We start from the raw sequence: 14,006 nt of genomic DNA, 5'->3' as shown, positions 1-14,006 counted from the left end.
TTAACCTTTTTTTCCACCGGCTTTTCATTTGGCAGAGTCTTTTTGGCAGCCGGCGCCGCAGACAGCGGGGAAACGCTGGCGTTGCTCAACGGGCCCACGTTGGATGACATCGGCGACACGTTGGAATTGCTCATCGGACCCATGTTCGATGACATCGGCGACACGTTGGAATTGCTCATTGGGCCCATGTTCGATGACATCGGCGACACGTTGGAATTGCTCAACGGGCCCATGTTGGATGACATCGGCGAGACGTTGGAATTGCTCAATGGACCCATGTTGGATGACATTGGCGACACGTTGGAATTGCTCAATGGACCCACGTTAGATGACATTGGCGACACGTTGGAATTGCTCATCGGACCCATGTTGGATGACATCGGCGACACGTTGGAATTGCTCAATGGAGCCATGTTGGATGACATTGGCGACACGTTGGAATTGCTCATCGGACCCATGTTGGATGACATTGGCGACACGTTGGAATTGCTCATTGGGCCCATGTTGGATGACATTGGCGACACGTTGGCATAAGGCATTGTTTTGCCCGTGCTCATCGGAGCCATGTTGGACGACATTGGCGAGATGTTTGCATTAGGCATTGTTTTGCCCGTGCTCATCGGACCCATGTTCGACGACATTGGCGAGACGTTTGCATTAGGCATTGTTTTGCCCGTGCTCATCGGACCCATGTTCGATGACATTGGCGACACGTTGGCATTGCTCATTGGACCCATGTTCGACGACAGCGGCGAGACGTTGGAGTTGCTCAACGGGCCCATGTTCGATGACAGCGGCGAGACGTTGGAGTTGCTCAACGGGCCCATGTTCGATGACAACGGCGAGACGTTGGAGTTGCTCAACGGCGCCATGTTGGACGACATCGGCGAAACGTTGGCGTTAGGCATTGTTTTGCCCGTGCTCAGCGGCGCCATGTTGGACGACATGGGCGAGACGTTGGCGTTAGGCGATGTTTTGCCCGTGCTCAGCGGCGCCATGTTGGACGACATGGGCGAGACGTTGGCATTTGGCATTGTTTTGGCTGCCAGGGGCTCCACCTTGCTCGCCGCGAGCGGCAGTGCTTTGTTTGCCAGCGGTTCGACCTTGCCTGTTGCAAGCGGCTCTGTTTTGCTTGCCAACGGCTCCACCTTACCTTTCGCAAGCGGCTCTGTTTTGCTTGCCAACGGCTCCACCTTACCTTTCGCAAGCGGCTCCGCCTTGCTCGCCAGCGGCTCTACCTTTTTGCTAAGCGGCTCGACTTTTTTCGCCGCTTCCTTTTTAGGTGCAGGTGCGGGCTTTGGCTCTGGAGCAGGTGGAACCGGACTAACGATTGGTCCTGTAGGCGTCTTCTCCATGATAGGCGCTGTATTCTTTTTCCCCGTGGCTAAGCCGGTTAACGTCTTACCGATAACGGGCGCAGTAGACAGCTTGCCAACAACGCCTTGCACATTCTGCATAAAATTGCCGCCGTGATGTGTGCTGGAAGCGTGACTTTGTTGTGGCGTTATAACAGCGTTCGCTTTCGGGATATTAACGATTTCCCCGGTGAGCAGCACATTAGGATTTTTCAACTGAGGATTGGCATGAACCATAGAGGCGAGCGGCACACCCCATGCTTTGGATAGCTTCCACAGCGTATCTCCCTGTTTGACGACATGCTGATGCATAATGTCCGATGAATGAACACCGGCATGGCTGGAAGGCATTTTGATTTTCATGCCGATATGCAGCACATCCGGGTTGGTGATGCTTGGATTCAGCTGCAGAATCTGATCCTGAGTTACGTTATATTTTTGGGCCAGGCCGTATAACGTATCTCCCTGTTTCACAATATGGATTTTCACTGCCCAATAACCTCCTGTCACGTTCTGTGTAACGGGGAATGCCCGCTATCAATCTCTACATCCTATGCAGGAGATGGGCTGGTGTCTCCACTTTGACAGAAAAAAAACAGCTATTCCTTCTCATCGTTTTTCGACAGTATGTCCTTATATAGGCATGCCTCTGAAAAATGAACGACAAAAAAGGCTCCCGCAGGCAGATCCTTCTGCCTGACAGGAACCTTTAAATGCTTCCGAACTATTAGTTGAATACTTGGACGCCGTCTACGGTAACAATGCTGCGGAATTCCTGCAGCAAGCGAGTCGTAATCGGGCCTGCCTGGCCGGAGCCGATCTTGCGTCCGTCCACCTCGCGAACCGCGATAACCTCGGCTGCCGTTCCCGTGAAGAAAACCTCGTCTGCCACATAAACATCATGCAGTGTAAACGGCTCTTCCTTCAACGTATAGCCGAGCTTGGCGCAAAGCTCCATTATAGCTGCGCGCGTAATGCCTTCCAATGCGCCAACGTAACAAGGAGGCGTATAAACAACCCCTTTTTTAATAATAAAAATGTTGTCGCTGGAGCCTTCCGCTACATATCCTTGCGAATTCAGCATAATCGCTTCGCCGACGCCCGCCAGATTGGCCTGGATTTTGACCAAAATGTTGTTCAAGTAGTTAAGCGATTTGATTTTCGGATTGAGCGCATCCGGAATATTGCGGCGCTGCGATACCGATACCGAAACCAGACCGTTTTTGTAAGCTTCCTCAGAATAAATGGCCAGCTGCTCTACAATGATAATGACCCAAGCCGCAGGACAGCGTTTTGGATCTAGACCCAGGTTGCCGGGACCGCGCGATACGATAAGACGAATGTAGCCGTCACGCATCTCGTTGCGGGAAATGGTTTCCACCAAAGCTTCCTGCATTTCGTCCTGCGTCAGCGGAATGTCCAGCATGATGGATTTGGCCGAATCATATAGCCTGTCCAAATGCTCCTTGCATTTAAAAATGTTGCCGCCGTAAATACGGATGCCTTCAAAAATGCCGTCGCCGTACAAAAAACCGTGATCGTATACCGAAACTTTTGCATCCTCTTTAGTTACATATTCACCATTGAGATAAATCCATTGCTGTGCCATAACCTTACCCTACACCTCCGCAAAATGTCATGCCGATTAATACCATACTTATATACTTTACCGCAAAAAAGCCGCCCTGTATACGGCCTCAACTCAATTCTCAAGCCCTTCCGCTACAGCAGCTGCTCATAGGAAAAAGACGGGTAACAGCCCAATATCCGCACCTGGCAGCCTATCGCCTCAACCTCCTGAAGCGCGGATGGCAGAAGGACAGTGTCCAGCGACATTTCAATCTCCATATAAAAATAGTAATTGCCCAGTTTTTTCTTGGTTGGACGCGACTCGATTCGCGACAGGTTGATCTTCCGCCATGCAAAAGCTGACAACACCTGATGAAGCGCGCCAGGGTAATCCTCCGGCAGCGTAATCAGAATGCTGGTTTTGATCCGTTCAGACTGTCTGGCCTTGTATGGCTCATGTCCCACCAGAACAAAGCGGGTATAGTTATTGTCGTGATCGGTTATTTTCTCTTCCAGCAAATCCAGACCGTTAATCTGGGCCGCTATGCGGGTGCCGATCGCCACAATGCCTTCGCCCGGATTTTCCTTGACGATTTTAACCGCTTCTGCCGTGCTGCTGACGTGCTCCGTCTCTGCTTGCGGCATAAACCGCCGCAAAAACTGCAGACATTGAGCCATCGCTACGGGATGGCTGATCACCTTGCGGATACGCGTCAAATCCAGCTCGCCGGAGCCGTTTAGCAGCTCCGGGCGGCGGCCGATCAAATTTTGAATCGAGGGATAAACCCATTCAGCCTGCATCGGCAAATCCACCTCGTGAACAAGCCAGTCCATATGGAGGCTGACGGAGCCTTCAATCGTATTTTCGATCGGAATAACGCTGTAATGGCTCACACCGGTTGCCGTTGACTGAAAAACATCGGCGATTAGCCGATGATGTCTCCAATTAACCTGTTCGCTGCCAAAAAGCTGCTTTGCCGCTTCGTCGGAGACGGACCCCGCGGGCAGCAGCGCTATTGTTTTCATGATAACCGCTCTCCTTTGATTCTGTCCAAAAACGGTAAATCCGTTCCGCCGTTTTCACCGCTGCCGTCATTCATCACGGCATCGTCGCACAGCTCCGCAACGTTAACCTGCGGGCCCTCGCCATATGGCGCCAGCCACAGCGTCTGCGCCGTAATGCCCTCATTCTGCATCGTCTCCTGCAGAAAGGCCTCCAGCGCCGCCTTGCCGCTGCTGGCGGCGTCAACAAACGCGATCAGCGTCGGCCCGGCCCCGCTGAGCGCAGCGCCCAGCGCGCCATGTTCACCGGCGCGCGCCAATATTTCCGTCATGCCGGGGATTAGCGGCGCACGGTAGGGCTGGTGCAGCCGGTCGCCAAGCGCATGACGCAGCAGTTCAAGCTCGCCGCTGGCAAGCGCGGCGACAAGCAAGGAGCTGCGGCCGACGTTATAGACGGCGTCGGCCCGGTCGACGACAGCCGGCAGTGCATGACGCGCCTTCTCTGTCGAGAGCTGGAACGCCGGGATGGCAACCAGCGTCTCAAGTCCTGGCGGCGGCTGCAGCTTCACGTGCTGCGCCTCCTCGCCCTTCGTCCAGGAGCACACTACAATGCCGCCGAACAGTGAAGCTCCTACGTTGTCGGGATGCCCCTCCAGTTCCGTTGCAAGCTGGAACAGCTCCTGTGTGCTAAGCGGTTCGCCGATCAGCGCATTAGCGGCAACTAAAGCGCCAACTATAGCCGTTGCGCTGCTGCCAAGCCCGCGCGCCAGCGGAATATCGCTGTACATAGCGATATGAAGCTCCGGTACTTCGGCTCCAGCCTGCTTGAACACAAGCTGGGCCACCTTGTACAGCAGGTTGCTTTTATCCTGGGGCAGCCCGTCCATTCCTTCCCCGTGCAAATCGAACGTTGTGGCTCCGCTCGTGGAAACCGACATCTCGACCCAAGCAAACAGAGACAGCGCCATGCCAAGCGTATCAAACCCCGGTCCAAGATTGGCGGTGCTCGCCGGAACCTTGACCGTCACCCTGCGGCAGGAGGCGAGCTCTAGTAATCTTTTGTCCATTTCTCCTACGTTATCCATAATCCTATCCTTCCACCCGATACACGCTTTTCACCGTGTGTACAACATCCAGCTTATGGAACGTCTCCAGCACCTTGGCTACAGCGGCTTTATTGGCGTCATGAGTAATAATGATGATTTCCGCTTCCGGATTATTAGGGTTAGGCTGCTGCAATACGGATTGCAGGCTGACTTCAAAGGCTGCAAAAACCTGAGTAATTTGCGCCAATACGCCGGCCCGATCCGCCACATGCAGGAGCAGAAAATATTTCGACGATATTTCCTCATCCGTTTTTTGTCTGGTTTCGTTGTAGGTTAACGCATTTTTTTTGCCGCCTACTCCCAGCTTGATGTTTTTGACAACGGCGACCAGATCCGCAACGATCGACGTAGCTGTCGGCAGCTCCCCCGCTCCCGCTCCGTAAAACATCGTTTCGCCCACCGCTTCGCCATACACATAAACCGCATTAAACACACCATTGACAGAGGCGATTGGATGAGTCGACTTCACCATGGTAGGCTGGACGCTAATGCTGATGGAATCGTCCTGGCGCTCTGCAATACCAAGCAATTTAAGCTCATAGCCGAGACGTTTGGCATACAGGATGTCCTCTTTTGTCACGGAGGAAATGCCTTGAGTCGAAACCGTATCCAGCGATACATGGGTGCGGAAGCCCAGCGTAGCCAGAATCGTCATTTTTCTAGCAGCATCCAGCCCCTCCACATCGGAGGTAGGATCCGATTCGGCATAACCAAGCGCTTGAGCCTCCTTCAGTACATCCCCGTAGGATGCCCCCTCCTGACTCATTTTGGTCAAAATGTAGTTGGTGGTGCCGTTAACGATCCCCATAATTTTGGTAATACGGTCCGATGAAAATCCTTCCACCAGCGTGCGCAAAATAGGAATGCCGCCCGCTACGCTCGCTTCATACAACACATCGCAGCCATGCTCCCGGGCCTTGGCCAAAATTTCCGGTCCATGCAGCGCCATCAGGTCTTTATTGGCCGTCACGACATGTTTGCCCAGAGACAAAGCCTCCAATATATAGTCCCTCGTATTGCCGATGCCGCCCATCACTTCAACAACAACGTCAATTTCGGGGTTGCGGATAATATCCCAGGGATCCTCCGTCAGCTTTTCCTGCGGCACGGAAATGGCGCGCGCTTTTGTTTTATTTTGCACAAGCACCTTTTCAATGACGATAGAGGAGCCCGCCTGGTTTTGCAAATCCTCCTGATGCCCCTCAACAATGCGTACTACGCCGGTTCCGACGGTTCCGAGTCCCAGCAATCCTACTTTTATCGGCTTCATAACTGACCTCCAGTTCAACAGCAATGATATAATGGCTTCCTATGCTTCCTTTTTATTACCCTTGCCCGATAACGGCGGCTTTTCGCACGCCCTGTTGCTTTCTGAGCAATTCAATCAGCGAGGACAGGTCTCCTGCCAGCCCCGCGATGTCAACAGACAACACAACGTTGGCAAACCCTTGCAGCGGAATGCTTTGATTCATTGCCAGCACATTACCCTCCCGGCTGGCCAACAAGCCAAGCACGCTGGACAAAACGCCTGCGCGATGCTCCAAATCCATCGATATAGTGACGATTCGCTCGCGTGACACATCCTGCAGCGCAAACACGCCATCCTTGTATTTGTAAAAAGCGCTGCGGCTTATGCCCGCCCGCTCCGCCGCTTCGTGAACCGTAGACGCAGCCCCGCTATCCAGCATATCCTTAACCTGCATCGTTTTGACGATGGCTTCCGGCAGCAGGTCCTCTCGAACGACATAATAGCGCTCCGCCATTTTCGTCCTCCCTAGACAGACAAATGTACATCCATAGTGGACATTATATACAATTGGGAAGGCTCAGGCAATAGGCAATTGCAAAATAGAGCCATGCCGGTTTTTCGTTTCAGGTCATAACGCCTGAATCTTCCGGTCTGCCATGTTGTTGAAAAAAGAAAAGGAGCCTCCTGTCATTTCCATGACCAGGAACGCTCCCTTTTTAGTACATTAATCGTATGGGTTGTAGTCGCTGCCTTCAAAAAATTCAAACGCAAAGTCGTTGACCCGTATCATATCGCCGTCTTTTGCGCCTTTTTTGCGCAAGGCCTCGTCAACGCCCAGCTTGCGCATCGTACGGGCAAAACGCATAACGGCGTCGTACGAATTCAGATTCATCCGTTTCATCATACGTTCGATGCCTTCGCTCTCGACGACATAAATTTCGTCCTCGCGGCGAATCGTAAAGGTAATCTCCTCTTTTTTGTTCATCGTGTAAACCTTGCGCTCAGCTTGCTCCGCAGGTTCCGCTTGGACTGCCTCCACTTGAATGGAATCCAGCAGGTCGGCAGTCTTGTAAAGCAGCTCCTGTATGCCTTGCTTCGTCAGGGAAGAGATAGGCACAATTTCATGCTTTTTACCTTCCTCTAGCTCGGCAAGCCGTTGCTTGAACAGAGTAAGCTGCTCCTCCGCCTTCGGCATGTCCATTTTGTTAGCGGCAATGATCTGCGGGCGATCCGCCAGATTGGCATTATAAAGGGCCAGCTCCGCATTGATTTTCATCCAGTCGTCAAAAGGATCGCGTCCCTCAGACGCAGCCATATCGACCACATGGATAATGACGCGGGTTCTTTCCACATGACGCAAAAACTCATGGCCAAGCCCAACGCCTTCATGCGCGCCTTCGATCAGCCCAGGCAAATCCGCCATCACAAAGCTCCGGCTATCGCCTACGTCTACAACCCCTAGATTAGGCGTAATGGTTGTAAAATGGTAAGCTCCGATTTTTGGCTTTGCACCGGATACAATGGAAAGCAGCGTCGATTTGCCTACGCTGGGAAACCCAACAAGACCAACATCCGCCATTACCTTAAGCTCAAGCACGATCCAGCGCTCCTGGCCTTCTTCTCCATTCTCCGATATGTAAGGAGCCGGATTAGTCGGTGTAGCGAAACGGATATTGCCCCGGCCGCCGCGGCCTCCCTTGGCCACAACAACCTTCTGGCCATGACGGGTCATATCCGCAATGATTTCGCCTGTGTCGTCGTCGATAATGACCGTACCTGGCGGAATCCGAACGATGGTATCGTCAGCGCTTGCGCCATGCATGCCCTTTACTTTACCCCGTACGCCGCGTTCCGCTTTAAAATGCTTCTGGTAGCGGAAGTCCATCAGCGTGCGCAAACCTTCGTCAACTTGAAAAATCAAGTCGCCGCCGTTGCCGCCATCGCCGCCTGCAGGTCCGCCGTTCTCAACGTATTTCTCCCGTCTAAACGAGATAATCCCGTCGCCGCCGTCGCCGCCTTTTACAAATATTTTTGCTTTATCAACAAACATGAATAGCCTCCGTTCAAGCGCTTATGTCTGCGCGCAGCAGCACATTGAAGCCATGCTCCGAATCCACTACCTTGAGAGGCGCGCCTTTTAACTGCTGTATCATTTTTTGACTCCATTGCTGCTCATTAATAAGCTCGCCTTCATAATAAAATGCTGCATAAAGCGCAGTATTATCCCTGCTCAGCTTCAGCCGAAGTACAGCCAGCTCGCCTGCGCCCGGTTTTGCGGCAAGCCGATACGTGTTAATGGCATGGATTAGCGTATCGGCGATTTTGTCATGGTCAAGCCTCATGCCGGACAGATTCAGATCGCTCTGAATTTCGAGCTCCAGCAGCATATTGCTGGAAATGGTTCTGAAGGATTGAATGTAGCTGACCAGCGAAGGAACGCCCAGCTTGGCAATCGCGCTGTCAACCGCCATTCTTTCTCTTATATTCTCCATAAAGCTGATGCACTTATCTAGCTTTCCCAGTCGGGCATATCCGAATAATACCTGCAGGTCGTTCATCCAGTCATGACGATGATGATTCAATGTTCGTATGCCAGCGCTTTGCATCGCCTTTATCGTTCGGGTCATTTGCTCTTCATGCTCTCTTTGCTTGCTGATGATCCAGAATGCAGCTGCCGCAGCCGTCCAGCATACAAAAAGAACCGCCGTCCAGATTTCCTCCGGCATAAGCAGCAGCGCCGCTCCGGGAAGGACAATCGATGCTGCGGCTACATACTTGGCCAGCCCATTTCGTCCCATTCCACGAACCTACCTTCTTGTAAATTCCTAGCTTTACCAGTATATCACGACCGTCAGACAAGGTCATCAGCAAAATCATGACTGAACGAAGCAAGCCCCGGCCTAGCAATGCCGGCCGGGGCTTTCCGATATAATCTCAACGCTTATGCGTCAATATTATGATTTAAGCTTCAACTGCCGCAGCAACAGGAGCTTGCGGAGCAGGGTATACGCTCACTTTTTTGCGATCGCGTCCATAGCGCTCGAATTTCACAACGCCGTCCACTTTAGCATAAAGCGTGTCGTCTTTGCCGATGCCCACGTTAGTGCCGGGATGAATCTTTGTTCCGCGTTGACGGAACAGGATGCTTCCGCCCGTTACAGTCTGGCCGTCAGCGCGTTTAGCGCCAAGACGTTTGGACTGGGAATCGCGTCCGTTCTTTGTGGAACCTACGCCCTTCTTGGAAGCGAATAGCTGGAGATCCAATTTCAACATGATGTAGCCCTCCTTCTTACGAAAATGATTGCGGCGACGGGAGAGCTAAACGCTCTTCTCCTTCACGGCAACAAATTTGCCATATGACTCGGCAATCGTCCCAAACATAACAACCATGGATTCCAGCAGCAGCTGCAGCTTTTCCTCTTTCTCCCGTTCGGGTTGGAGCGGAATTTCACTGGAGAGCCAGCCGTTTCTCATCGTTGCCGGCAGAACGATGCCCGTTAACGTTTCAATTGCGTTGACCGTGCCTACAGATATGGCCGATACCCCAGCGCAGACAATGTCTTTGCCGCGTTTCGCATACCCGGCATGTCCTTCCACCGCAAATGACAAAATACGACCATCAGCATTGCGCACAATCGTAATCTCAATCATGCCAAATCCCGCTTACGCCTGGATTTTTTCGATTGTTACTTTCGTGTAAGGCTGACGATGGCCTTGCTTGCGACGGTAGTTCTTTTTGGCTTTGTATTTGTACACGGTAATTTTTTTGCCTTTGCCGTGTTTTTCGACTTTGCCAGTAACGACTGCGCCAGATACAACTGGAGCGCCAGTAACCAGACCATCCTTGCCGGAAACGGCCAGAACGCGATCGAATGTTACGCTTTCGCCTTCGCCGCCGTTCAGTTTTTCGATGAAAAGAACATCGCCTTCCTGAACTTTGTATTGCTTGCCGCCAGTTTCGATAATTGCGAACATAATTGGGTGCACCTCCTTAATTTCGAAGACTCGCCTGAAGCAGGTGGCAGCGGCTTACGCCATTGCGCTTTTCATACCCCGACAGAGCGGTACCTGTACATTTCAATTGCACATATAAAATATACACTCGAATATCTTATCATAATGATGCCCATAGTTCAAGACTGCTATTTGGATTTTTTTGCTGCTTCAGCTCTTGTTCCCGGATTCCGCCGTTTTTTGTCTCCCGGTTCCGCCACAGGCTGCACAAAGCTCTCCCTTGCGCACACTAGCGGCCTCCCGCGATTTTTTTCGCGTGAGCTCCATCAGTCCAAGCCTCGTCCAGCCCACAATGCTGCATTTGGTTCCGTCCTCTTTAGCTTCCTCTGTCATTCTGGCCAAAATGCTGCTGCGGCTTTCATCCCGCTCCATATCAATAAAATCAATAATGACAATACCGCCTACGTCCCGAATGCGGAGCAGCCTTGGGATCAGCTCGGCCGCTTCCAGATTGGTTCGATACACCGTATCCTCCAGACTGTTGTTTCCCGTAAACTTGCCGGTATTCACATCAATCACCGTCAGCGCTTCCGTTTCCTCACAAATCAGATACCCCCCGCTAGCAAGAGGAATTTTTCGGGCAAAGGCCGTTTCCAGCTGCTCCTCCACGTCAAAATAACGGAACAGCTCCCGACCGTCTTGAGGGATATAAAGCTTCAGCCGCTCCTTAAGAGCAGGCGCCATTTCGCCAAGCAAGCTCTGGGCTTCCTGGAATTTGGCTTCATGATCAATCCATATCTCCCCAATATCGGACGCAACCGTATCCCGGATGACCCGGTGCAAAAGACCGGCCTCCACATGAAGCTGACAGGGGGCGTTTGAAGCTGTCGTCTTGGTCACGATATGATCCCACAGCCTGCGCAGCTTGCCTGCGTCGCTGGATAACGCTTCCTCGCTTTCTCCTACAGCGGCCGTACGCATAATAATGCCTTCTTGACCCTGCCGGATGGATTCACCGATCAGCCTCAGCCGTTCACGCTCGCTTTCGCTTCCGATTTTTTTGGAAACGCCGACATACCCAGCCTCAGGCATATACACCAGATAGCGGCCCGGCAAATTGAAATGGGTCGTAACCCGCGCTCCCTTTCCGCCGATGGGATCTTTGACGATCTGAACAGCAACAACCTGCCCCGGCCTGGCAATTTCCTGAATCGCGGGTTTTTGGCGAGGCTGCTTGTCCGCATGAGGATGCAGCAGGTCATCGATGTACAAAAACGCATTTTTGCCAAGGCCAATATCCACAAACGCGGCCTCCATGCCGGGAAGGACGTTGACGATTTTTCCCAGGTAAACATTCCCGACCAGGCTACTGCCAGCCGATCGCTCCATATAAAACTGAATTAATACCCCATCTTGTACAACTGCGGTTTGCAAGGAATTATCCTCGACATGCAGCAGCAACTGCTTCATCCCTTCACCGCCCTTTTAGAGGTTGTTCAAAAAGTTTGCCTTCCATTACGAAACATGCCTGGCGGCATAATCAACGTCGAATATGGCATTCAGCCGAAATCTCCGATCCTCACGTAGCTCCCACTACGCTCCGGTTCTCGATTTCTAGCTTCATCCCATCTTCTCGGTACTGAAAACCAAACTTTTTGAACTTGATTTAATGGTTGTTCAAAAAGTCCGCTTTACTTTACGAGGCATGCCTGGCGGCATGCTTATGAGTTAAGTTTACATCAAAAGCTCGCTGACTGCACGGTGGGGTCCCAGACCCGACAAGCAGCTTCTGACAATAGCATTTTCCGGCAGCATCCTGAGACTGCTCCCGTCATGCTCCGAAACGTACACAACATGAAAGGCCTCACGCTTGAACAGTCTGGCAACCGACATAAGAGACTGGCTGCCGTTCACCACAAGATGTGAAGCCTTTTTTCCTGCCTCCATAGCCCGATTTGTCATCCGCTCCCGATGTGTCAGAAAACGCAAAAAAAGGAAGGGGACATTGCGGCTGTACGCGCGATTGCTGGCAAACAAAAATAAACCAACCACCAGTAAATTCAACTGAACAGCTTGCTCCTCCAGCCAAAAGGGAACAACCGCCGCAACGATCATCAGACAGCTGCACAGCAGACCAAGCCGCGCCGTCCAGAGCAGCGCTTTATAATATTGGCAAACGCTGCCCAGCAAGGCATGCAAAAGCTTGCCCCCGTCAAGCGGATGAATCGGCAGTAAATTAAATAACGCAATCATGAGATTTGCTTCTACAACGTAGGACGCCCATTCGGAATGCCACAGGCCAAGCTGCCCAAGCCCCCAGGCTGCAAGCGCCATCCAGCCGTTTTGCAGCGGCCCCGCCAGCGCAACAATAACGTCTTCCTTCGCCGAGACGCCGGCTGCCTCCTCTACCTCCGCAACACCGCCAAAAGGCAGCAGCTTGACCTCTTTGACGCGCCAGCCAAAACCTTTGGCGGCCGCCACATGTCCCAATTCATGCACAAGCACAATAACAAAGAGGACAAGCAGCTCCATAAAATAACCCGTAAGCGCCGAAGCCAGCATAACCATCACAAACAAAGGGTGGATCGACCATAAAATGCCGCCCCATTTAATCAAGCGGAATCACATCCAGGGGATCAATGTAGCGGTCATTTCGCTTGACGGCAAAATAAAGCGGACTGCTTCCGTCAGATCCCGCATCAGGAAGCTTTCCGATAATGTCTCCGGCTTCCACCCAGTCATTAACCGCCACAAAGGATTGGCTCAGCTCCCCGTACACTGTAATAACATTACCGGCGTGCTGGATCAAAATCGTATCGCCTTTGTCGGTCACAAACAGAACCCGCCCTTTGCCCACCGCAGCAACCTCAGCTCCAGAAGGAGCAGCAAGCTGGATGCCGTTTAGCAGCTCGGCAAAGGTTAGCAAAAGCGAAGCGTCCTTGACGGGGGCAGCCGCGAAGACATCCCCGTCTTCGCCGGTGCTCGCCGTTTGCGCAGATTCCTTTTGGAACAGAGGGATAAAGGATGGCGCTCCCGCAAAGGCGGTTTTGTACCATTGCGCAGCCGCCCCGAAATCAAACTCATCGGTCAGCGCGCTTTTGATCAAAACCTGTCCCTTCCTGCTCCAGCCCTCATCCAGCTGGAACAACCCCCAAATAGCGCCAAACAGGAGCGCGGCAATTACCATTTTCCATTTTAATTCCTTCCAAAACCTTCCTCCATCTCCGGGGCCTTCGTTTCTGCTTGTCCTGATCTGTTCCTCGTCCCGCCAGGCAGGAGGCTGAAAATGATCATTCGCTTCCCAGGCAGACCATGGATTGCGGTTTTGCTTCCAGGCAGCCTCGGGGTCTGGATCGTTATCTTTGGGCAGGGTCATTCCTGCATCTGATTTACCGGTTTTCAAAACCGGCGGGCGGCCGCTGCTGCGATCTTTGCCGGACACTGGCTGCCGGGGTTCATCTCCATAAGCATCCAAAAGCGATTGTATTTTATGGCGTCTGCGCTCTCTGACATCATCCTTCAACCCCATCATTATCCCTCCCGCTTCCTTGTCCATCCCATACCCCATCTTATGTGCGGGCAGGGACAAGTATGCGAAGGGCTTAGCGCTGAAAATAAGGCTTCATAAGCTCGCGCCTGGAGCATAAAAAAAAGCATGAGCCTGGAGGAACGCCCCAAGCCATGCTTATATCTACGCTTGACCCATAACACTTCCTTAAATTTACAGTAAAAAGCGATAGCTGCTCAAGACGTTTTGGAACACTTGGAGTC

General features: G+C 52.3%; 15 protein-coding genes. 2 read left to right on the top strand and 13 right to left on the bottom strand.

Translation table 11 applies throughout. The annotated features are described in order from the left end of the window. The first annotated feature begins 42 nt into the window (after positions 1 to 42). Together A7K91_RS26970 and A7K91_RS26965 are read left to right on the top strand one after the other, a co-directional pair. Entirely contained in the window at positions 43 to 534 is a 492-nt protein-coding gene (locus A7K91_RS26970; RefSeq protein WP_068680638.1) for a hypothetical protein, read from the top strand. A 30-nt stretch (positions 535 to 564) separates the two neighbouring features. After that, positions 565 to 1,473 carry a hypothetical protein gene (locus A7K91_RS26965; RefSeq protein WP_245697273.1) on the top strand — a complete coding sequence of 303 codons (909 nt, stop codon included), beginning with the start codon at positions 565 to 567 and terminating at the stop codon, positions 1,471 to 1,473. A gap of 609 nt (positions 1,474 to 2,082) precedes the next feature. Here A7K91_RS26965 and ilvE read toward each other — a convergent pair. The 13 genes from ilvE to A7K91_RS05755 all read right to left on the bottom strand — a co-directional run bounded on the left by ilvE (position 2,083) and on the right by A7K91_RS05755 (position 13,791). Beyond that, on the bottom strand, positions 2,083 to 2,964 hold the full coding sequence (gene ilvE / locus A7K91_RS05815) for a branched-chain-amino-acid transaminase (RefSeq protein ID WP_068680636.1): 882 nt from the start codon (positions 2,962 to 2,964) through the stop codon (positions 2,083 to 2,085). Positions 2,965 to 3,077: 113 nt separating this feature from the next. After that, a complete protein-coding gene (pheA, locus tag A7K91_RS05810) occupies positions 3,078 to 3,950 on the bottom strand; it encodes a prephenate dehydratase (protein ID WP_068680635.1) in 873 nt (290 codons plus the stop codon). Then, on the bottom strand, positions 3,947 to 4,993 hold the full coding sequence (gene thrB, locus A7K91_RS05805) for a homoserine kinase (RefSeq protein WP_156739371.1): 1,047 nt from the start codon (positions 4,991 to 4,993) through the stop codon (positions 3,947 to 3,949). Before thrB ends, pheA begins: the two co-directional genes overlap by 4 nt. A gap of 22 nt (positions 4,994 to 5,015) precedes the next feature. Further along, entirely contained in the window at positions 5,016 to 6,302 is a 1,287-nt protein-coding gene (locus tag A7K91_RS05800; protein ID WP_068680633.1) for a homoserine dehydrogenase, read from the bottom strand. A 55-nt stretch (positions 6,303 to 6,357) separates the two neighbouring features. Further along, positions 6,358 to 6,795, bottom strand: a complete 438-nt coding sequence (locus A7K91_RS05795) for an ACT domain-containing protein (protein ID WP_068680632.1) — start codon at positions 6,793 to 6,795, stop codon at positions 6,358 to 6,360. Between the two features lie 210 nt (positions 6,796 to 7,005). Continuing rightward, positions 7,006 to 8,331: a GTPase ObgE gene (gene obgE / locus A7K91_RS05790; RefSeq protein ID WP_068680630.1), complete on the bottom strand. Its 1,326-nt coding sequence runs from the start codon at positions 8,329 to 8,331 to the stop codon at positions 7,006 to 7,008. Positions 8,332 to 8,344: 13 nt separating this feature from the next. Next, positions 8,345 to 9,079 (bottom strand): Spo0B domain-containing protein, encoded by a 735-nt coding sequence (locus A7K91_RS05785; protein ID WP_068680629.1) that lies wholly within the window; start codon positions 9,077 to 9,079, stop codon positions 8,345 to 8,347. Between the two features lie 163 nt (positions 9,080 to 9,242). After that, entirely contained in the window at positions 9,243 to 9,554 is a 312-nt protein-coding gene (rpmA, locus tag A7K91_RS05780) for a 50S ribosomal protein L27 (RefSeq protein ID WP_068680628.1), read from the bottom strand. Between the two features lie 45 nt (positions 9,555 to 9,599). Further along, positions 9,600 to 9,932, bottom strand: a complete 333-nt coding sequence (locus A7K91_RS05775; RefSeq protein ID WP_068680627.1) for a ribosomal-processing cysteine protease Prp — start codon at positions 9,930 to 9,932, stop codon at positions 9,600 to 9,602. Positions 9,933 to 9,944: 12 nt separating this feature from the next. Continuing rightward, positions 9,945 to 10,256: a 50S ribosomal protein L21 gene (gene rplU, locus A7K91_RS05770; protein WP_068680626.1), complete on the bottom strand. Its 312-nt coding sequence runs from the start codon at positions 10,254 to 10,256 to the stop codon at positions 9,945 to 9,947. A gap of 189 nt (positions 10,257 to 10,445) precedes the next feature. Further along, positions 10,446 to 11,705, bottom strand: a complete 1,260-nt coding sequence (locus tag A7K91_RS05765) for an Rne/Rng family ribonuclease (protein WP_068680625.1) — start codon at positions 11,703 to 11,705, stop codon at positions 10,446 to 10,448. A gap of 264 nt (positions 11,706 to 11,969) precedes the next feature. Further along, a complete protein-coding gene (locus tag A7K91_RS05760; protein WP_068680620.1) occupies positions 11,970 to 12,851 on the bottom strand; it encodes a M50 family metallopeptidase in 882 nt (293 codons plus the stop codon). After that, complete coding sequence (locus A7K91_RS05755; protein ID WP_169833378.1) at positions 12,844 to 13,791, bottom strand: M23 family metallopeptidase; 948 nt, start codon at positions 13,789 to 13,791, stop codon at positions 12,844 to 12,846. The genes A7K91_RS05760 and A7K91_RS05755 overlap by 8 nt, the downstream gene beginning before the upstream one ends. Positions 13,792 to 14,006 lie beyond the last annotated feature (215 nt).

Origin of the sequence: Paenibacillus oryzae (assembly GCF_001675045.1) — a bacterium.
Lineage (GTDB): Bacteria > Bacillota > Bacilli > Paenibacillales > Paenibacillaceae > Pristimantibacillus > Pristimantibacillus oryzae.
Note: the sequence above shows the minus strand (reverse complement) of the source record. Positions and strands in the feature narration are given on the sequence as shown.